Origin of the sequence: Streptomyces sp. NPDC002886 (assembly GCF_042888445.1) — a bacterium.
Lineage (GTDB): Bacteria > Actinomycetota > Actinomycetes > Streptomycetales > Streptomycetaceae > Streptomyces.
Window position 1 is genome coordinate 185,303 of sequence record NZ_JBIAPV010000012.1, and the last position, 21,109, is coordinate 206,411.

General features: G+C 73.3%; 7 protein-coding genes. All 7 read left to right on the plus strand.

All coding sequences use genetic code 11. The features are described 5' to 3' along the window. The first annotated feature begins 13 nt into the window (after positions 1-13). The 7 genes from ACFYYB_RS36445 to ACFYYB_RS36475 all read left to right on the plus strand — a co-directional run bounded on the left by ACFYYB_RS36445 (position 14) and on the right by ACFYYB_RS36475 (position 21,056). Positions 14-550, plus strand: a complete 537-nt coding sequence (locus ACFYYB_RS36445) for a flavin reductase family protein (protein WP_389441727.1) — start codon at positions 14-16, stop codon at positions 548-550. A 123-nt stretch (positions 551-673) separates the two neighbouring features. After that, positions 674-1,945 carry an LLM class flavin-dependent oxidoreductase gene (locus ACFYYB_RS36450; protein ID WP_389441729.1) on the plus strand — a complete coding sequence of 424 codons (1,272 nt, stop codon included), beginning with the start codon at positions 674-676 and terminating at the stop codon, positions 1,943-1,945. A gap of 228 nt (positions 1,946-2,173) precedes the next feature. Further along, positions 2,174-3,751 carry an MFS transporter gene (locus tag ACFYYB_RS36455; protein WP_389441732.1) on the plus strand — a complete coding sequence of 526 codons (1,578 nt, stop codon included), beginning with the start codon at positions 2,174-2,176 and terminating at the stop codon, positions 3,749-3,751. A 269-nt stretch (positions 3,752-4,020) separates the two neighbouring features. Then, positions 4,021-5,217, plus strand: coding sequence for a DUF993 family protein (locus ACFYYB_RS36460; RefSeq protein ID WP_389441734.1), 1,197 nt, complete (start codon positions 4,021-4,023; stop codon positions 5,215-5,217). Next, positions 5,214-6,653, plus strand: a complete 1,440-nt coding sequence (locus tag ACFYYB_RS36465; protein ID WP_389441737.1) for an NAD(P)/FAD-dependent oxidoreductase — start codon at positions 5,214-5,216, stop codon at positions 6,651-6,653. Before ACFYYB_RS36460 ends, ACFYYB_RS36465 begins: the two co-directional genes overlap by 4 nt. Positions 6,654-6,791: 138 nt before the next feature. After that, a complete protein-coding gene (locus tag ACFYYB_RS36470; protein WP_389441739.1) occupies positions 6,792-16,136 on the plus strand; it encodes an SDR family NAD(P)-dependent oxidoreductase in 9,345 nt (3,114 codons plus the stop codon). Positions 16,137-16,142: 6 nt separating this feature from the next. Continuing rightward, complete coding sequence (locus ACFYYB_RS36475) at positions 16,143-21,056, plus strand: type I polyketide synthase (RefSeq protein WP_389441742.1); 4,914 nt, start codon at positions 16,143-16,145, stop codon at positions 21,054-21,056. Positions 21,057-21,109: the final 53 nt, after the last annotated feature.

Below are 21,109 nucleotides of genomic sequence, written 5' to 3' on the forward strand. Positions count from 1 at the left end.
AGGAGGTGGCCTGATGGCGCAGGCTCTGCGGTCCGCGGTCTTCGTCAACCCGGCCGACACCGAAGGCTTCCGGCACGTGCTGGGACGGTTCTGCAGCGGGGTCACGGTCATCACCGCGATCGACCCGGTGACGGGAGCGCCGGTGGGGTTCACCTGCCAGTCGTTCACCTCGCTCTCCCTCGATCCGCCGCTGGTCGCCTTCACCGTCTCGGACCGGTCCTCCACCTGGCCGCACATCGAGCCGTCGGGCGCCTTCTGCGTCAATGTCCTGGCGACGGACCAGCAGACGCTGTGCCGGTCCTTCGCCCGCAGCGGCACCGACAAGTTCGCCGGCGTCCAGTGGAGCCCGGGACCGGGCACCGGGTCGCCGCGGCTGGCCGGATCGCTCGCCTGGATCGACTGCCGGATCGAGGCCGTCCATCCGGGCGGTGACCACAGCATCGTCGTCGGCCGGGTCCAGGCGCTCGACGCCGCGGAACCCGGTCGCGCCACCGAGCCGCTCCTCTACTACGGGTCCGGTTTCCGCTCCCTGGCCACCCCCACCCCCTAACCCCCCGAGCCCTACCCCAACAACCCCCTGATGCCTTGCGGCACCCCCCCTGTCCTCGCTCAGAAGGCGGCAGGGCCGCCGGTGCTGCCCCTACCGTCTTGTTTGCCAAGGAGAGGAAACGACATGCGATTCGGGCTCAGCTACCACCACCAGCTGCCCAGGCCCTGGGCCGCCGACAGTGAAGAGCGGATGTTCAACGAGGCCCTCGAGCAGATCGAGCTGGCCGACCGCATCGGTCTGGACTACGCCTGGGCCACGGAGCACCACTTCCTCGAGGAGTACTCGCACTCCGGCGCGCCCGAGGTCATCCTCGCCGCCGCGTCCCAGCGGACCAAGAACATCCGCCTCGGCCACGGCATCGTCCAGCTGCCCGGCGCGGTCAACCCGCCGGCCCGCGTCGCCGAGCGCATCTCCACGCTCGACCTGATCTCCGGCGGCCGGGTCGAGTTCGGCACCGGCCAGGGCAGCTCTCAGCTGGAGCTGGGCGCGTTCAACGTCGAGCGCACCACCAAGCGCGAGCACTGGCGCGAGGCCCTCGACATAGTCGTCCGCATGATGACCGAGGAGCCCTTCACCGGTCACAAGGGCGAGTTCTTCGACATTCCGCCGCGCAACGTGGTGCCCAAGCCGAAGCAGAAGGACCACCCGCCGCTGTGGCTCGCCTGCAGCGCCCGCGACACCATCGAGAACGCGGCCCGCCTCGGCCTCGGTGCGCTCTCCTTCTCCTTCTCCTCGCCCGACCAGGCCAAGGAGCACGTCGACACGTACTACTCCCTCATCAGCTCGGAGGAGTGCCGTCCGGCGGGCCGCACGGTCAACCCGAACTTCGCCGTCGTCGTGCCGTTCATGTGTCACGAGGACCAGGAGACCGCGCTCGACCGCGGCCTGGAAGGCGCGCACTTCTTCGCGTACTCGCTGATGCACTACTTCGTCTTCGGCCAGCACAAGCCCGGCCAGACGGACGTGTGGCAGCAGTTCCAGGCGACCAAGGAGATGCTCGGCTTCACGCGCGAGATCGCGGCGCCGGACGACACCCCGAAGGCGCCCGGTGCCGAGCAGATGCTGGAGCAGATCACGTCGCTGCGCCGCGGCATCGGTACGCCGGAGCAGATCATCGACCTGCTGCGCCAGTACGAGGCGGCCGGCGTGGACCAGGTGATCTTCTCGGTCCAGATCGGCAAGAACAAGCACGAGCACATCATGGAGTCGCTCGAGCTGTTCGCCCGTGAGGTCCTTCCGCACTTCACCGAGGGCCGCGACGAGCGCGAGGCCGAGAAGGCCGCCCGCCTCGAGGTCCCGATCAAGGAGGCGCTCGGCCGCGTCGAGGTGACGACGAACGACGCCTCGGACTTCGTGATCGACAACGAGCTCGCGATCATCTCGCAGGGCTCCTGACCCGACCCTGCCCGACCCGGCGGGCTCGGCCCCACCAGCCGACCCGCCGGGTCGACCTGCTGAACCAGCGTCAACCGCGGGCGCGCCGTACCGACGGTGCTCAGGGACCGGCCTCCGCAAGGGGCCGTCCCCCGCACTCGTGACGGCAATACGTTCGTACTGGCCCTGTCCTATACGGACGACCGGATTGGCTATACGTATGGATAGGACGTGGAAATGAACCCCCCCATGACTCAAGTGCAGCCGAAGGCGGGGCGCAAGGAATGGATTGCGCTCTTCGTTCTGCTTCTGCCCCTGCTTCTCGTTTCCATGGACGTTTCGGTGCTGTACTTCGCGGTGCCGTACATCAGCGAGGAGATCTCGCCGAGCAGCACTGAACAGCTGTGGATGTTCGACATCTACGGATTCGTTCTGGCCGGCACGCTGCTGACGATGGGTTGGCTCGGCGACCGGATCGGCCGCCGCAAGCTGCTGCTGATCGGCACCGTCGGATTCGCCCTGGCATCGGTGGCCGCGGCCTACGCCTCCACCCCGCTGATGCTGATCATCGCCCGCGGTGTGCTCGGCATCGCCGGTGCGGTGCTGACGCCCACGACGGCCGGTCTGATCCGGAACATGTTCCACGACGAGAAGCAGCGCCAGACCGCGGTGGCGATCTGGACCGGCGGCCTCGCCGGCGGCATCGGTCTCGGCCCGGTCATGAGCGGTCTGCTGCTCGAGCACTTCTGGTGGGGCTCGGTCTTCCTGATCAACCTGCCCTTCATGGCGATGCTGCTGATCCTCACCCCGCTCCTGGTGCCCGAGTCCCGTGACCCGAACGCCGGCCGCTTCGACTGGATCAGCTCCTTCCTCTCCCTCGCCGCGATCCTCCCGATCATCTACGGGATCAAGGAGTGGGCGGCCAACGGCGCCAACGGCACGCGGATCGGCGCGATCGCCGTCGGTGTGGTCATCGGCCTGCTGTTCGTGCTCCGCCAGCGCCGCCCGGACCCCATGATCGACCTGAAGCTCCTCAGGCGCCGCGAGATCAACGGCCCTGTCTTCAGCAAGATGATCGCCATGTTCTGCCTGGTCGGCATGTCGGCCTTCACCGCCCAGTACCTCCAGTCCGTGTACGGCCTGACCCCACTCGTCGCCGGTCTGTGGAGCCTGCTGCCCTCCGCGGGCGTCAGCATCACCACTCCGATCGTCACCATCCTGCTCAAGAAGGGCGTACACCGCTCGATCCTGGTCAGCGCGGGCTACATCATCGGCATCGCCGCCTTCGCGGTGCTGACCCTGGCCACTCCCGACTCCGGGATCTGGGTCATCCTGCTCTCGGCGGGCATGCTCGCCGGCGGTCTGGTCATCGTGATGACCCTCGCCACGGAACTGCTCGTCGGCTCCGCCCCGCCGGAGCGCGCCAGCATCGCCGCCGCCACCCTGGAGACCGGCGCCCAGCTCGGCGGTGCCCTCGGCCTCGCGGTCATGGGCTCGGTCGCCGGCGCGGTCTACCGCGACGAGGTCGTCGGCGCCCTGCCGAACGGACTGCCGGAGTCGGCCACCGCAGCCATCGAGCAGACCCTGGGCGGGGCCGTCGCGGTCTCCGGCCAGCTGCCCGAGCAGATCGGCGACGCCGTTCTCGCGGCGGCCCGGGAGGCCTTCGCCAACGGCGTCCAGACCACGGCCTACATGTGCATGGTGCTGCTCGCCGCGGGCACGGTCTTCGCCGCGACCTACCTACGCAAGGTCAACGTCCGTCCGGACGCTGTCAACCCCGACCTGATCGTGGACGCGCCGACGCTGCAGGAAGCCCAGGTGCGCTGATCCAGCGAAACCACCGGTCGTCCCTTCAACCCCCGTGACCGGGTGGCCGGACGCATAAGCGAGGACTCCCGCCGGATTTCCGGCGGGAGTCCTCGCTTTTCCCCGGAAAACAGGCACCCCGAATCTCGGACCAGGCCGGACCTAGGGGTGCATTCGCATTCTTCAGGGGGTCTTCGCTCTGGCCCGGCCGGACCCTGCGTCAGTTGAATAAAAGATGCACTGGCGGGAAGTCCCGCGCTGGTCCGATTGAGACTTGGAGAGCCAAAAAAGTGATCAAACTCCCTGAGGTCGACGGGACGCTGACCGAATATCACCCCAATCAGTCCCCGCGAGCGGTCACTCCCGACAGCAGCCCCTTCCGCACCCGTTCCCCCCTGGCCACCGCGCACGTCCTCGGTGACCCGCTGGCCGGCAACGAGCCCTTCGGCCCGCCCATGGGCCCGCCGGCCCCGGCGGCGATCGACTGGGACGCCACCCTCGAGGTCCGCCGCAACCTCTGGAAGCACGGTTTCACCCTCGCCGAGGCGCTGGACACCGCGCACCGCGGCATGGGCCTCGACTGGCCGGCGTCCATCGAGCTGATCAACCGCTCGGCAGCCGAGGCCAAGGCCGTCGGCGGCAAGCTCGCCGTCGCCGTCACCACCGACCAGCTCAACCCGTTCGCCCCGGCCTCCCTCGAGGACGTCACCAAGGCGTACGAGCAGCAGCTCGAGGTCGTCGAGGGCGCCGACGCGTCCGCCATCATCATGTGCAGCCCCCAGCTGGCCCCGCTCGGCCAGGGCCCCGACGGCTACGCGGAGCTCTACGGCTCGCTGCTGCGCCAGGTCTCCAAGCCGGCCGTCCTGCACTGGGTCGCCTCCGACTGGAACCCGGGCCACACCGGCTACTGGGGCCACCAGGACCTCGACGCGGCGCTCGACACCCTCATCGACATCGCGAAGAACAACGCCGACAAGGTCGACGGCATCAAGATCGCCGCGCTGTTCCTGACCCCCGAGCGCCAGGTCGAGATCCGCCGCCGCCTGCCGGAGGGCATCCGCTTCTACACCAGCGACACCGAGAACTACTCCGAGCTGCTGATCGGCGACGACCAGGGCTTCAGCGACGGCCTCACCCCGGTCTTCGGCGCGTTCGCCCCGATCGCCGCCGAGGCGCTGCGCGCCGCGGAAGCCGGCGACAGCGCACAGGCCCGGGCGCTCCTGGACCCCACCCAGGAGCTGTCGCGCCACCTGTTCTCCGGCTTCGGCCGCAGCATCATCTTCTTCAAGACCGGCCTGGCCTTCCTCGGCTGGCTCCGGGGCGAGACCAGCCACTACCAGATGGTCTGGGGCGAGTCCTCGGCCCGCTCCCTGCCGCACCTGGCCACCCTGTACCGGATCGCCGACAGCCTCGGCACGCTGCCGGACCCGGCGCTCGCCGAGCGCCGCTTCCGGGCCTTCCTCGGCACGTACGGAATAGAGCAGTGACCGCCGCGGTCGTACTGGGCGGCGGCATGGCCGGCCTGCTGGCCGCCACCGTGCTCGCCGACCACGTCGACGAGGTCTTCGTCATCGAGGGCGACCAGTACCCCGACGCCCCCGGCCCGCGCCGCGGCCTGCCCCAGGGACAGCACAACCACCTGTTCATGAAGGGCGGCGCCGACGCCCTCGACGAACTGCTCCCCGGCACCACCGACCTGCTGCGCGCCGCGGGCGCCAAGCAGCGCGGCCTGCCGCAGGACATCCTCACGCGCGGTCCGCGCGACTGGTTCGAGCGCAGCCACACCGACACGTGGCTGCTGCTCATGAGCCGGGCCGCACTCGACGACGTCGTGCGCGGCCAGGCCCTGAAGAACGAGAAGCTGAAGGTCCTGCAGAACACCAAGGTCATCGGTCTCGTCGGGGATGCCCGGCGGGTCACCGGGGTGCGCATCGAGAAGGGCGGCCGCGAGGCCGGCCAGTCGGTGACGGAGGAGACGCTCACCGCCGACTTCGTCGTCGACGCCACGGGCCGCCGCGCCCGTACCCCGCAGTGGCTGGAGGAACTGGGCGTCCCCGCGGTGCCGGAGGACCTCGTCGACGCCGGCTTCGCGTACGCCAGCCGCTGGTACGAGGCCCCCGAGGGCACCCCGGAGGACTTCCCCGGCGTGATGATCCAGGTCCAGCCGGGCACCGGCCGGCCCGGCCGCGGCGTGGCCCTGCTGCCCAACGAGGGCAACAAGTGGATCGTGACCCTCTTCGGCTCCAAGGGCGGCGAGCCGCCCACGGACGAGGAGGGCTTCGCGAACTACACGGGCGACTGGGACCACCCCGTCGTCCCCAAGCTCCTCGCGGGCGCCACCCCGCTCACCGAGATCCGCTCCTACCGCGGAATGCAGAACCGCTGGCGGCACTACGAGAAGGCGACGATGCCCGAGGGCTATCTCGTCATCGGCGATGCCAACGCGGCGCTGAACCCCACGTACGGAACCGGCATGACCGTGTCGGCCAAGAGCGCGCTGGAACTGCGCACCGAACTCCGCGCGGGCGGCGGTCTCACGCCGGGCCTGGCCAAGCGGGTACAGGGCCGGATCGCCAAGATCGTGGCGTTCGCATGGCAGACCTCGGCCGGGAACGACGTGTTCTTCCCGGGCGTGCAGACCTCGGTCCCGGTCAAGGGCGAGAAGTTCCAGATCTGGCTGGCGTCCCGCATCTCACAGGTGGCGGCCCGCAACCAGACCGTCTGCAACATCGCCTTCACCGTCGGCACGTTCGTCGCCCCGGTGAGCCGGATGTTCTCCTTCGCCTATCTGTGGCCCGTTCTGCGCGGACCCCGGAAGGCGGCCCTCACGGCCGATCAGGCCATCGCGCAGTTCCCCGGATTCGGGAATCTGCTCGACGACACCCGCACCGAACAGCGGGTACCCGTGTCCCACCCCCAGTAGCACCCCGATAGGGGGCCCGCCCGTCCACATAAGGGTTGGCTCCCTACGGTGCGCTGAATAGCGTCATTTCGACGGCACCCGCAGGGTGCCGTCACGTCTTTCAAAGAGCTCTGGAACATCTCGAGGAGGGTGCCCCGCATGAGCGGCGACCAGGAATTCTCCGTTTCCGACCGGAATTCGGGGGAACACGGCGCTCCCGGCGGGGCAGCTCCGACTCCCGTGGTGATCCCCTGGGTGCTCCACGGCACCGGAGAGGCGGCAGTCCGCGCCCAAGCGCACAAGCTGAGCGCCTTCCTCTCCGGGCGCGGCCCGGAACAGGAGACACCCGACCCGCACGACATCGGCCTCTCGCTGGTGACCACGCGCGCCGCCCTCGCGCACCGCGGCGTGGTCCTCGGCACCGACCGCGAAGGTCTCCTCGCCGGTCTCGACGCCCTGGCCACCGGCGGTCTCGGCGGCACCGCGGTCACCGGTTCCGTGACGGGCGGCAGCTCCACCCCCGCCGTCTTCGTCTTCCCCGGCCAGGGTTCCCAGTGGCAGGGCATGGCCGTCGAACTCCTCGACACCGAACCGGCGTTCGCGGCCTCCCTGGCCCAGTGCTCCACCGCACTGGCCGCCTTCACCGACTGGGACCTGGAAGCGGTGCTCCGCGGCGAGGCGGATGCGCCGACCTTCGACCGGGTCGACGTGGTCCAGCCCGTGCTGTGGGCCGTCATGGTCTCGCTGGCCGCCCTGTGGCGTTCGTACGGCGTCGAGCCGGCGGCCGTCGTCGGCCATTCCCAGGGCGAGATCGCCGCCGCCTGCGTGGCCGGTGCGCTCACCCTCGAGGACGGCGCCCGGGTCGTCGCCCTCCGCAGCCAGCTCATCGCCGAGGAACTGGCCGGCCAGGGCGGCATGATGTCCGTACCGCTGCCCGCCGCCGAGCTGGAGACCCGGCTCGGACCGTGGGAGGGCCGCGTCCAGCTCGCCGCCGTCAACGGCCCCGGATCCACCATCGTCGCCGGCGAGAACGCCGCGCTCGACGAGGTCCACGAGAACCTCACCGCGCAGGGCGTCCAGGCCCGCAAGATCCGTGTGGACTACGCCTCCCACTCGCACTACGTCGAGGCGCTCAAGGACAAGCTGCACGTCCTCCTGGCCCCCGTTCGCCCCCGCCGCTCCGAGATCGCCTTCTACTCGACGGTGACCGGAGCCCTCATCGACACCACCCGACTCGACGGCACCTACTGGTTCACCAACCTGCGCCAGACCGTCCGCTTCGAAGAGGCGACCCGGGCCCTGCTCGCCGACGGCTACGGCTTGTTCGTCGAGGCCAGCCCGCACCCCGTGCTCCGCAACGGTCTCGGCGAGACCTTCGAGTCGGCCGGAGCCCAGGCCACCGCCGTGGGCTCGCTGCGGCGCAACGACGGCGGGCCCCTGCGGTTCGCCACCTCCCTGGCCGAAGCCTCGCTCGGCGGCGCCCCCGTCCGCTGGACGGACTTCTTCGCTCCCGACGCCCGCGTCACCGACCTCCCCACGTACGCCTTCCAGAACCACCGCTACTGGATCGACTCGACCACCGCGGGCACCGACGTCACCGCCGCCGGACTCGACTCCGCCGCGCACCCGCTGCTCGGCGCCGTCCTCACCTCCTCCGCCTCCGGTGAGACCGTCTTCACCGGCCGTGTCGGACTCTCCTCCCACCCGTGGCTCGCCGACCACGAGGCCCTGGGCACCGTCCTCGTCCCCGGCACCGCCTTCGTCGACCTGGCCCTGATGGCGGGACAGCACACCGGCAGCGAGACCGTCCGCGAACTCACCCTCCAGGCACCGCTGGTCCTGCCCACGGACGGCCGGCTCCAGTTGCAGGTCACCGTCGGCGCACCCGACGAGAGCGGCGGCCGCCCCGTCTCGGTCCAGTCCCGCGGGGAGAGCGGCGACACGACGTGGACCCGGCACGCGACCGGCATCCTCGACACCGACGCGCCCGCCCCCGCGGCGCCCGGCGCCGACCTGGCCTCCTGGCCGCCGCCCGGCGCCGAGCCCGTACCGCTGGACGGGGCCTACGAACGGCTCCTGGACCGCGGCTACGCCTACGGACCCGTCTTCCAGGGCCTCAAGGGGCTGTGGCGGCGCGCCGGAGAACTGTTCGCCGAGGTCGAGCTGGACGAGCAGGCGCACACCGACGCGGCCCGCTTCGGCCTGCACCCGGCGCTCCTCGACTCCGCCCTGCACGCCGAACTCCTCGCCGGGGAGGACGAGTCCGGCGAGACCGTCCTGCCCTTCGCCTGGACCGGCGTCAGCCTGCACGCCGTCGGCGCCACCTCGCTGCGCGTCCACCTCGCCAAGGCCGGCCCCGACGCCACGCGGATCACCGCCGCCGACGCCACCGGAGCGCCCGTCCTCACCGTCGACTCCCTCGTCGCCCGCGCGGTCTCCCCGGAGCAGCTCGCCGCCGCGGGCGCGGGCAGCGGCCCGGTGCCGTACGCCGTGCGCTGGGTCCCCGTCGCGACGGCCGCGGGCGCCACACCGCCCGCCACCGGCAGCTGGGGGGTGGCCGGAACCGGCGCCGCCGCCGACGCACTCGCCACCGTCCTGGGCGTCCCCGCCCACGCGGACCCGGCGGCCCTCGCGGACGCCTCGTCCGACGCCCCGCCCCAGGTGGTCGTCGCCCTGCTGACCGGATCCGCCGAGGAGAGCGACGTACCGGACGCCGTGCGCCGGACCACCCTCCGGACCCTGGAACTCGTCCAGTCCTGGCTCGCCGACGACCGGTTCGCCGACTCCACCCTCCTGCTCGTCACCTCCGGCGCCGTCGCCGCGGCCGAGGCGGGCGCGCCGGACCTGGCGCAGGCCCCGCAGTGGTCCCTGCTGCGCTCCGCCCAGGCCGAGAACCCCGGCCGGTTCGTCCTCGTCGACACCGACGCCGACCTCGCCGCCGGCGCCGTGCCCGCCGCGGGCGCCCTCGCCGCGGCCCTCGCCAGCGGGGAGCCCGAGACCGCGCTCCGCAACGGAGACGTCCTCGCCCCCCGGCTCGCCGCGGCCGACCCCGCGCCCCGCGCGGAACTCGACCCCGAGGGAACCGTCCTGGTCACGGGCGGCACCGGCGGCCTGGGCGCACTCGTCGCCCGCCACCTCGTCACCGAGCACGGCGCCCGCCGCCTGCTGCTCACCAGCCGCCGCGGCCCGGCGGCGCCCGGCGCCGCCGAACTGCGCGCCGAGCTGGCCGAACTGGGCGCCGACGCCGAGATCGTCGCCTGCGACGCCGCCGACCGCGGGGCCCTCGCCGACCTGCTGGCCGGCATCGACCCCGCCCACCGGCTCACCGCCGTGGTGCACGCCGCGGGCGTACTCGACGACGGCCTGGTCGGCTCGCTCACCGCGGAGCGCCTCGACAGCGTCCTGCGGGCCAAGGCGGACTCGGCCTGGCACCTGCACGAGCTCACCCGCGAACTGGACCTCGCCGCCTTCGTCCTCTTCTCCTCCATCGCCGGCACGCTCGGCTCGGCTGGCCAGGCCAACTACGCGGCCTCCAACGCCTTCCTCGACGCCCTCGCCGCCCACCGCCGGGCGGCCGGACTGCCCGCCGTGTCCATGGCCTGGGGCCTGTGGGCCGACGGCACCGGCATGACCGGCCACCTCGACGAGGCCACCGTGGCCCGCATGCGGCGCGGCGGCTTCCCGCCGATCGGCGCCGCCGAGGGCCTCGCCCTCTTCGACAGCGCCTTCACCGGCACCGCCGACGGAGGGGCGCTGCGCGTCCTGCTCAAGCTGGACACCGCCGCGCTGCGCGTCGCCGCCGGCTCCGGCTCCGTACCGGCCCCGCTGCGCTCCCTGGTCCGCACCCCGCCGCGGCAGGCGGCCAAGGCCGCCGACGGTGGCGAAGGCTCCTTCGGAGACCGGCTCACCGCCCTGTCCGGCGCCGAACGCACCAAGGCCCTCCTGGAGCTCGTACGCCGCCAGGTCGCCGAGGTCCTCGGCCACGGAAGCACCGACGCCGTCGACCCCGACCGGGCCTTCAAGGAGCTCGGCTTCGACTCGCTCACCGCCGTCGAACTGCGCAACCGGGTCAACGCGGCCACCGGCCTGCGACTGCCCCCCACCCTCGTCTTCGACTACCCCAGCGCGCGCGTCCTCGCCAAGCACCTGGAGGGTCAGTTCGGCGGCGCCACCGCCGGGCAGTCCGCTCCGGCCGCCGTCGCCGTCGACCAGGACGAGCCGCTCGCGATCGTCGCGATGGCCTGCCGCTTCCCCGGCGGCGTCGAGTCCCCCGAGGACCTGTGGAAGCTCGTGGCGGAAGGCACCGACGCCGTGTCCGCCTTCCCCGAGGACCGCGGCTGGAACATCGACGAGCTCTACCACCCCGAGCCGGGCGAGCCCGGCCGTACGTACACCAGGTCCGGCGGGTTCCTCTACGACGCCGCCGACTTCGACTCCGGCTTCTTCGGGATCAGCCCCAACGAGGCGCTGGCCATGGACCCGCAGCAGCGCCTGCTGCTGGAGACCTCCTGGCAGCTGTTCGAGCGGGCGGGCATCGACCCGGCCACCCTGCGCGGCAGCTCCACCGGCGTCTTCGCCGGAATGATGTACCACGACTACGCGGACAGCAGCGCGGCCGGCTCGATCGTCTCGGGGCGCCTGTCGTACCACTACGGCCTCGAGGGCCCCGCCGTCACCGTCGACACGGCCTGCTCCTCCTCCCTCGTCGCCGTCCATCTGGCCGGGCAGGCACTGCGCTCCGGCGAGTGCTCGATGGCCCTCGTCGGCGGTGTCACCGTCATGGCCACCCCCGGTGTCCTCATCGAGTTCGGGCAGCAGCGCGGCCTCGCCGCGGACGGCCGGTGCAAGCCGTTCGCCGACGCCGCCGACGGCACCGGCTTCGCCGAGGGCGTCGGCCTGCTGCTCCTGGAGCGGCTTTCCGACGCACGGCGCAACGGCCACCAGGTCCTCGCCGTCGTCAAGGGCACCGCCGTCAACCAGGACGGCGCCAGCAACGGCCTGACCGCGCCCAACGGCCCCTCGCAGCAGCGCGTCATCCGCCAGGCCCTCGCCTCGGCCGGGCTGGCCGCCGCCGACATCGACGCGGTCGAGGCGCACGGCACCGGCACGGTGCTCGGCGACCCCATCGAGGCCCAGGCCCTGCTCGCCACCTACGGCCAGGACCGGCCCGCGGACCGGCCGCTGTGGCTCGGCTCGGTCAAGTCGAACCTCGGCCACACCCAGGCCGCGGCCGGTGTCGCCGGCGTCATCAAGATGGTCGAGGCCATGCGCCACGGCGTGCTGCCCCGGACCCTGCACGTGGACCGGCCCTCGCAGAAGGTGGACTGGGACGCCGGCGCCGTCCGGCTGCTCACCGAGGCCCGCGACTGGGCCGGAGAAGGACCCCGCCGCGCGGGCATCTCCTCCTTCGGCATCAGCGGCACCAACGCCCACGTGATCGTCGAGCACGTACCCGACGAGCAGCCCGAGCCCGCCACGGCCCCCGAGGCCACGGCCCCCGAGGCCGAGCCCGCCGAGGACACCGGACCCGTCGCCTGGTTGCTGTCCGCGGCCGGTGGCGAAGCACTCGCCGACCAGGCCCGCCGTCTGGCCGACCACGTCACCCGGCAGCCCGCTCTGCGCCCGGTCGACGTCGCGTACTCCCTCGGCAGCGGCCGCCCGCTGCTCAGCCACCGCGCCGTCGTCGTCGGGGAGGACCGCGAGGAACTCCTCGGCCGGCTCGCCGCGCTCGCCGCCCAGCCGTCCGCCGCCACGGCCGCCTCCGGCCCCGCCGGGGCCACCGCCTTCCTCTTCACCGGCCAGGGCGCGCAGCGCCCGGGCATGGGCCGCGAACTGTACGAGGCCCACCCCGTGTTCGCCCGCGCCGTCGACGCCGCAGCCGAGGCCTTCGACCCGCACCTGGACCGGCCGCTGCTGGAGGTCATGTGGGGGACGGACGCCGAGCTGCTCAACCGCACCGAGTACGCCCAGCCCGCCCTGTTCACCATGGAGATCGCCCTGTTCCGGCTCGCCGAGTCCTGGGGCATCCGGCCGGACTACCTCGCCGGACACTCCATCGGCGAACTCGCCGCGATCCGCGCGGCCGGCGTCCTGAGCCTCGAAGACGTCGCCGCGCTCGTCGCCGCCCGCGGCCGCCTGATCCAGAACCTGCCGGCCGGCGGCGCCATGGTCGCCATCCGGGCCACTGAGGCCGAGGTCCTGCCGCTCCTGACGGACGCCGTGTCCCTCGCCGCCGTCAACGGCCCCAGCTCCGTGGTGGTGTCCGGCGCCGAGGCCGAGGTCCTCGCCCTCGCGGCCCGCTTCGAGGCGGACGGCCGCAAGACCAGCAGGCTCCGGGTCAGCCACGCCTTCCACTCGCCGCTCATGGAACCCATGCTCGACGACTTCCGCACGGTCGCCCGGAAGATGACCTACCGCAAGCCGGTCATCCCCGTGGTCTCCACGCTGACCGGCCGGCTCGCCACCGCCGAGGAGCTCGGCGACCCCGAGTACTGGGTCCGGCACGTACGCGGCACCGTCCGCTTCGAGGACGCCGTGCACACCCTCGAGGCCGAAGAGGTCACCACGTACCTCGAACTCGGCCCCGACGCCGTCCTCTCCTCCCTCGGCGCGGACTGCCTCACCGGCGAACGCGACGTCGCGTTCCTGCCCGCCCTGCGCCGCGACCGGCCCGAGCCGCGCGAACTGGTGACCGCCGCCGGCCAGGCCGCGTCCCGAGGCGTCGCCGTCGACTGGAGCGCCGTCCACACCTCGAGCCACCCGCGCCGCGTCGAACTGCCCGGCTACGCCTTCCAGCGCCGCCGCTACTGGCTCGACTCCGTGGCCGGCAGCGGCGACGTCACCGCCGTCGGCCAGCAGAGCGCCGGACACCCGCTGCTCGGCGCCGTCGTGGAACTGCCCGACACCGACGGCCTCGTCCTGACCGGGCGGCTCTCCGCCACCGGACAGTCCTGGCTCACCGACCACGACCTGCTGGGATCCGTGGTGCTCGGCGGCGCCGGACTCGTCGAGCTCGCCCTGCACGCCGCTGCCCGCACCGGCTGCACCGCCCTGCGGGAACTCGCCGTCGAGAGCCCGCTCGTGCTCCCCGAGCGCGACACCGTCGACCTGCGCGTCACCATCGGCGCCCCGGACCCCTCCGGTGCCCGACCGGTCGCCGTCCACTCCCGGACCTCCACCGACCAGGAATCCGCCTGGTCCCGGCACGCCACCGGCACCGCCGTCCCCGGTCACACCCCCGGGCAGCCCCCGGCCGCCGACGCCGCCTGGCCACCGGCCGGCGCGACGCCCGTCGCCACCAACCACGCGTACGAGGCGCTCCTCGCCCGCGGGTACGGCTACGGGCCCGCGTTCCAGGGCCTGCGCGCCGCCTGGCGGCGCGGCGAGGAGCTCTTCGCCGAGATCGAACTCCCCGAGGGTCCCGACCGGGACGCCGGGCGCTTCACCCTCCATCCGGCCCTGCTGGACGCCGCCCTGCACGTGCAGCGGCTCACCACGGACGCACCCGCGCAGCTCGACGCCGACTGGCAGGGCGTCGCCCTGCACGCCACCGGCAGCGCCTCCCTGCGCGTCCGCCTCGCCCCGGCGCGGGACGGGGGCCACACCGTGACGGCGACCGACGCCGACGGGCAGCCCGTGCTCACCGTCGACCGCGTCGTCCCCCGCCCGATCACCGCCGCCGAGCTGACAGCAGGCCAGGGCATCGCCCAGGAAGCGCTGTTCCGCCTCGACTGGCGGACCGCACCCGCGGCCGCGTCCCGTACCCGTCCGCAGGGTCTCGCGGTGCTCGGCACCGACCGGCTCGGCCTCGGCGAGGACGTACCCGCCCACGAAAACCTCGACGCGCTGCTGGCGGCCGTCGCGACCGGCCCGGCCCCCGAGCTGGTGGTCCACCTCGCCGACGGCCCCGACGCGGCCCCCGAGACCCTCGCCCTGCTGCACCACTGGACGGCCGACGAGCGGCTCGGCGCCGTACCGCTGACCATCGTCACCCGCGAACAGAGCGCGGCCACCGGCATGGTGCGGGCCCTGCTCCGATCGGCGCGCGCCGAGAGCGGCTGCCCGCTGACCCTGATCGCCCTGGACGGCTCGGACGCGTCGCTGCACGCCCTGCCCGCCGCCCTGGCGGCTGGCGAGCCCGAGACCGAGCTGCGCGCCGGCACCCTGCTCGTCCCGCGACTCGTCCCGGCCCCGGCCCCGGCTCCCGCGACGGCGCCGGCCTGGGACCCGGAGGGAACGGTGCTGGTCACCGGCGCCCCGGGCACGGCCACCGCGCTGGCCCGTCACCTGGTCACCGAGCGCGGTGTGCGACACCTCGTACTCGCCCCCGAGCAGGGCCTTCCGGCGAACCACGACGGACCGAACCCGCTGGAGGGGCTGGACGCGGAGATCTCCGTGCTCACCACCGACCTCACGGACCCCGCCGCCGTGGCCGGGCTCGTGGGCTCGATCGCCGCGGAGCACCCGCTGACCGCCGTCGTCCACACGGCCCACGAAGCCCCGGACGGCACCTCGTTCGCCGGATTCACCGCCGACCGCCTCGCCGCCTCCGACCGGAGCGACCGGGCCGCCTGGAACCTCCACAGGGCGACCCGCGACAGCGCCCCGGCCGCCTTCGTCCTGATCTCCTCGGCCGAGGCACTGCTGCAGGGCGACGGCCAGGCCGGTACGGGCTTCGCCCAGATCGGCTTCGAAGCCCTCGCCGGATACCGGCAGGGCAAGGGGCTGCCGGTGACCTCCCTCGCCTACGGCCCCTGGCAGACGCCGGGAACGGCCGCCGCGTCCCGGGACCGGGCGGGCCTGCCCGCGCTCACCGGCGAGGAGGGGCTCGCCCTGTTCGACGCCGCCCTCGCCCGGGAGGCGACGGGCACGCTGGCGGCGGTCCGCCTCGACCGGGCCGTCCTGCGGACCCGGCCGGAGGAACTCCCGTACGTCCTGCGCTCCCTGGTCCGTACCCCGGGCCGGTCCGCGGCGCCCGCCGACGGCACCTCCCTCGCGCAGCGGCTGGCGGGGCTGGCCCCGGACGAGCGCGAGCGGACCCTGCTCACCCTGGTCCGCGAGCAGGTCGCCGCGGTACTCGGCCACCCCGACCCCGATGCGGTCGACCCCGAGCGGGCGTTCCAGGAACTCGGCTTCGACTCCATGGCCGCCGTCGACCTGCGCAAGCGGCTCGGCGCGGTCACCGGGCTCCGGCTGCCCGCCACCCTCGTCTTCGACCACCCGACCTGCCGCGCCGCGGCCGGCTACCTGGACGGCGTACTCGCCCCGGCGGACTCCGACGGCGCCCGCCCGGTGCTCGACGAGACCGACCGGCTGGAGACCGCCCTCGCGGCCGCCGACCCCACCCCGGCCGAAGCGGCCCGGATCACCGCCCGCCTGGAGGCACTGCTGCGCAAGTGGCGTGACGTGCAGGACGGTTCCGCAGCACCAGAGACAGACGACAAATTCGCCTCGGCCACGGACGACGAGCTGTTCCAGGCCCTGGACGACCTTGAGATGGGTTGATGTTTCATGTCGACGAACGAGGACAAGCTCCGCGACTATCTCAAGCGCGCCACGTCCGACCTACAGCAGAGCAGGCGCCGGCTGAGGGAAGTCGAGTCCAAGGAGCACGAGCCGATCGCCATCGTGGCGATGGGATGCCGCTTCCCCGGCGGGATCAACACGCCGGACGACCTGTGGGACATGGTCCGCGAAGGCGGCGACGGCATCTCGTACCTGCCGGAGAACCGCGGCTGGGACACCGCGGGCCTCTACGACCCCACCCCGGGCACGCCGGGCAAGTCCTACGCCCGTGAAGGCGGCTTCCTGCTCGACGCGGGCGAGTTCGACGCGGACTTCTTCAAGATGAGCCCGCGCGAGGCCCGGGAGACGGACCCCCAGCAGCGGCTCCTGCTGGAGACCGCGTGGGAGGTCCTGGAGCGGGCCGGCATCGCCCCCGACTCGCTGAAGAGCACGGCCACCGGCGTCTACACCGGGATCGTCTACCACGACTACGGCGACGGCGGCACCGGCAGCATGGCCAGCGTCGCGTCCGGCCGGATCTCGTACTGCCTCGGCCTCGAGGGCCCCGCGATCACCGTCGACACCGCCTGCTCCTCCTCCCTGGTCGCCCTGCACCTGGCGGCCCGCGCCCTGCGCGCCGGCGAGTGCACGCTCGCCCTCGCGGGCGGCGCCACCGTCATGTCCTCCCCGTCGTCGTTCGTCGGCTTCAGCCAGGACCGCGGACTCGCCCCCGACGGGCGCTGCAAGTCCTTCTCCTCGGACGCGGACGGCACCGGCTGGGGCGAGGGCGTCGGCCTGCTCCTGCTCGAGCGCCTCTCCGACGCGCGCCGCAACGGGCACCCCGTCCTCGCCGTGCTCCGCGGCTCCGCCGTCAACCAGGACGGCGCCAGCAACGGGCTCTCCGCTCCCAACGGACCCTCGCAGCAGCGCGTCATCCAGGCCGCGCTCTCCGCCGCCCAGCTCTCCGCCCACGAAATCGACACGGTCGAGGCCCACGGCACCGGCACGGTGCTAGGCGACCCCATCGAGGCACAGGCCCTGCTCGCCACCTACGGCCAGGACCGCCCCGAGGGCCGCCCGCTCTGGCTCGGCTCCTTCAAGTCGAACATCGGCCACGCCCAGGCCGCGGCCGGCGTCGGCGGGATCATCAAGATGGTCCAGGCGATGCGCCACGACCTGCTGCCCAAGTCCCTCAACATCGCCGGGCCGAGCTCGGAGGTCGACTGGACGACGGGCGACATCGAGCTGCTCACCGAGGCCCGCCCGTGGCCCCGGGGCGAGCACCCGCGCCGGGCCGGCGTGTCCTCCTTCGGCATGAGCGGCACCAACGCCCACGTCATCATCGAGGAGGCGCCCGAACCCGCGTCGTCCACCGGCCCCGCCGACGACCCGGGCGACGCCGATGACGCCGGAGCCACGGCCCCCGCGACGGCGACCTCGCTCGTCCCGGTCGTGCTCTCCGGCCAGAGCCCGGACGCCCTCACCGACCAGGCCCGCAGGCTCCTGACCCACCTCGACGCCCGTACCGGCGACGAACCCTCCGCACTCGACCTCGGCTTCTCACTGGCCACCACCCGCACCGCGCTGCGCCACCGCGCGGCCGTCGTCGCCGCCGACCGCACCGAACTCCGCCAGGCCCTCGAGGCCCTCGCCGCCGGGGAGCCCTACCCCGGACTGGCCACCGCCGCGACCACCGAAGGCCGTACCGCGTTCCTCTTCACCGGCCAGGGAGCCCAGCGCACCGGCATGGGCCGCGAGCTGTACGAGGCCTTCCCCGCGTTCGCCACCGCCCTGGACGCCGTCACCGCCGAACTCGACCGGCATCTGGCGCGCCCGCTGCGCGAGGTGATGTGGGGCGAGGACGAAGCCGCCCTGAACCGCACCGAGTTCGCCCAGCCCGCCCTGTTCGCCGTGGAAGTGGCCCTGTACCGCCTCGTCGCGTCATGGGGGGTGCGACCCGACTTCCTCGCCGGCCACTCGGTGGGCGAGCTCGCCGCGGCGCACGTGTCCGGGATCCTCACCCTCGCGGACGCGGCCCGACTGGTCGCCGCCCGCGGCCGCCTCATGCAGGCGCTGCCCGCGGGCGGTGCCATGGCCGCGCTCCAGGCCACCGAACAGGAGGTCCTCGCGCGGCTCACCGGCAGCGTCTCGGTCGCGGCCGTCAACGGGCCGCGGTCCGTCGTGGTCTCCGGCGACGAGGAAACGATCCTCTCGATCACCGCGCACTTCGACTCCCTCGGCCGCAAGACCAAGCGCCTCAGCGTCAGCCACGCCTTCCACTCCCCGCTGATGGACCCGATGCTGGACGAGTTCCGCACGGTCGCCGAAAGCATCGAATACGGCACGCCGGCCATCCCGATCGTCTCGAACGTCACGGGCACCCTCGCCACCGACGAACCCTCCACCCCCGAGTACTGGGTGCGCCACGTCCGCGAGGCCGTCCGGTTCGCCGACGGCATCGGGTTCCTCGACGACAAGGGCGTCACCACCTACGTCGAACTCGGCCCGGACGCCGCCTTGTCCGCCACCGGACCCGACTGCACCGCGCCGGACACCGACTCCGTGTTCGTCCCGCTGCTGCGCCGCGGCCGCCGCGAGGAACGGGAACTGCTCGCCGGCCTCGGCCACCTCCACGTCCGCGGCCTCCCCGTCGACTGGACCGCCTTCTACACCGGCCGCGGTGCCCGCCGCGCCGACCTTCCCACGTACGCCTTCCAGCGCCGCTGGTACTGGCAGGACACCGAACCGGCCGCGCGGCAGAGCACCGCGGACCCTGCCGACACCACCTTCTGGGACGTCCTCGAAGGCGCGGACCTGCCCCTCCTCGCCGCTCGCCTCGGCGTCGACCCCGCCTCGCTCGGCGAGGTCGTGCCCGCCATGACGGCATGGCGCCACGCGGTGCGCGAAGCCCACACCGTCGATTCCTGGCGCTACCGCGTCGCCTGGCAGCCCGTACCCGAAGAGACCTCGGCACGGCTCGACGGAACCTGGCTGCTCGCCGTACCCGAGGGCCTCGCCGACGACGAGCGGGTCCGGACCGTCGCCGCCGCCCTCGAAGCGGGCGGGGCCACGGCCACCGTACGCATCGAGGCCGGAGACGACGACCGCACCGCACTCGCCGCGCGGCTCCGGGCAACGGCCGGCGCCGACCGGGCCGTCGGAGTCCTCTCCCTGCTCGCCCTCGACGACCGCCTCCACCCCACCCACCCCTCGCTGACCCGCGGCACCGCCACCACCCTCGGGCTCGCCCAGGCCCTCGGCGACACGGGCAGCCGTGCCCGGCTGTGGAGCATCACCACCGGAGCGGCCACCGTCGACCCCACCGACTCCGCCGACCCGTACCAGGCCCTGCTGTGGGGCACCGGCATCGGCCTCTCCCTCGACCAGCCCGACACCTTCGGCGGTCTCGTCGACCTGCCCGCTTCCATCGACGCCGCGGCAGCCCGCCGCCTGGTGTCCGCGCTCGCCGGAACGGCGGGCGAGGACCAGCTCGCGGTCCGCGCCCACGGCCTCTTCGCCCGGCGCATGGTGCACGCCCCCCTCGGCGCGGCGCCCGCCGCCCGCGACTGGAAGCCCCGGGGCACCGTCCTCATCACCGGCGGTACCGGCGGCCTGGGCGCACACGTCGCCCGCCTCCTCGCCGGCCTCGGCGCCGAACACCTCGTCCTCACCAGCCGCCGCGGCCGCGCCGCCGCGGGAGCCGCCGAACTCGAGGCCGAACTCACCGCACTCGGCTGCCGCGTCACCATCGCCGCCTGCGACGCGGCCGACCGCGACGACCTGGCCGCCCTCCTCGCCGCCGTCCCCGAGGACACCCCGCTCACCGCGGTCGTCCACGCCGCCGGCGTACTGCAGCGCCTCGCACCCGCCGCCGAACTGACCCTGGAGGAATTCGCCGAGGTCGGTCGCGCCAAGGTGCTCGGCGCCGCACTCCTCGACGAACTCCTCGGCGACCGGCCTCTCGACGCCTTCCTGCTGTTCTCGTCCGGCGCGGCCGTATGGGGCAGCGCCGGCCAGGCCGCCTACTCCGCCGCCAACGCCTACCTCGACGCGCTCGCCCACCGGCGCCGCGCCCAGGGCCGCGCCGCCACCTCGATCGCCTGGGGCTCCTGGGCGAGCGGCATGGTCGACGACGAGATCACCGCCGTCATGCAGCGCATCGGCGCCCCGCCGATGGAACCGCAGCTCGCCCTGCGCGCCCTGCGGGCCGCCCTCGACCACGAGGAGAGCCACCTGGTGGTGGCCGACATCGACTGGTCCCGGTTCGCCCCCGTCTACACCTCCGCCCGCCCGCGGCCCCTGCTCGACGGCCTGCCCGCGGCCCGCGAGGCACTCACCGCCCAGGCCGGCGGCGACGGGGCCTCCGGCGAAAGCGCGGGCTCCGGGCTGGCGGAGCGGCTCGCCGCGATGCCGCCCGCGCAACAGTCCCGGACGCTCCTGGACCTCGTACGCACCCACGTGGCCGCCCTGCTCGGCTACGGGACCGCCGCCGAGCTGGAGCCCGCCCGGGCCTTCACCGACCTCGGCTTCGACTCCGTCGCCGCCACCGACCTGCGCAACCGGCTGGGCACCGCGACCGGCATCGCCCTGCCCGCCACCCTCGTCTTCGACCACACCTCCCCGGCCGCGGTCGCCGAGCACCTGCACCAGCAGCTCTGCAAGGACCAGGCAGGAGAGGTGCTGGGCCTGCTCTCCGAACTCGACCGGCTCGAACTCGCCATGGTCTCCCTCACCCCGCAGGAGGCCGAGGACCACGGCATCGCAGCGCGACTCCAGGACCTCGCGACCAGGCTGAGGAACCGTGGGGGGTCCGCCACCCCCGGTGCCGACGGCGACTTCGGCAGCGACATCGGCGGGCTCGACGACGCTTCCGCCGAGGACGTCCTCGCGTTCATCGACCAAGAACTCGGCCTGTCCTGAAAAACGATCAGTTGTGTTGGAGTCCCACCCGGGACTGAAAGGTGTTGTGAGGC

What these genes read in the sequence shown, in the direction of transcription:
- ACFYYB_RS36455 (WP_389441732.1), top strand. Translation starts at nt 2,174, where the DNA reads ATGACTCAAGTGCAGCCGAAGGCGGGGCGCAAGGAATGGATTGCGCTC.
- ACFYYB_RS36450 (WP_389441729.1), top strand. Translation starts at nt 674, where the DNA reads ATGCGATTCGGGCTCAGCTACCACCACCAGCTGCCCAGGCCCTGGGCC.
- ACFYYB_RS36470 (WP_389441739.1), top strand. Translation starts at nt 6,792, where the DNA reads ATGAGCGGCGACCAGGAATTCTCCGTTTCCGACCGGAATTCGGGGGAA.
- ACFYYB_RS36475 (WP_389441742.1), top strand. Translation starts at nt 16,143, where the DNA reads ATGTCGACGAACGAGGACAAGCTCCGCGACTATCTCAAGCGCGCCACG.
- ACFYYB_RS36445 (WP_389441727.1), top strand. Translation starts at nt 14, where the DNA reads ATGGCGCAGGCTCTGCGGTCCGCGGTCTTCGTCAACCCGGCCGACACC.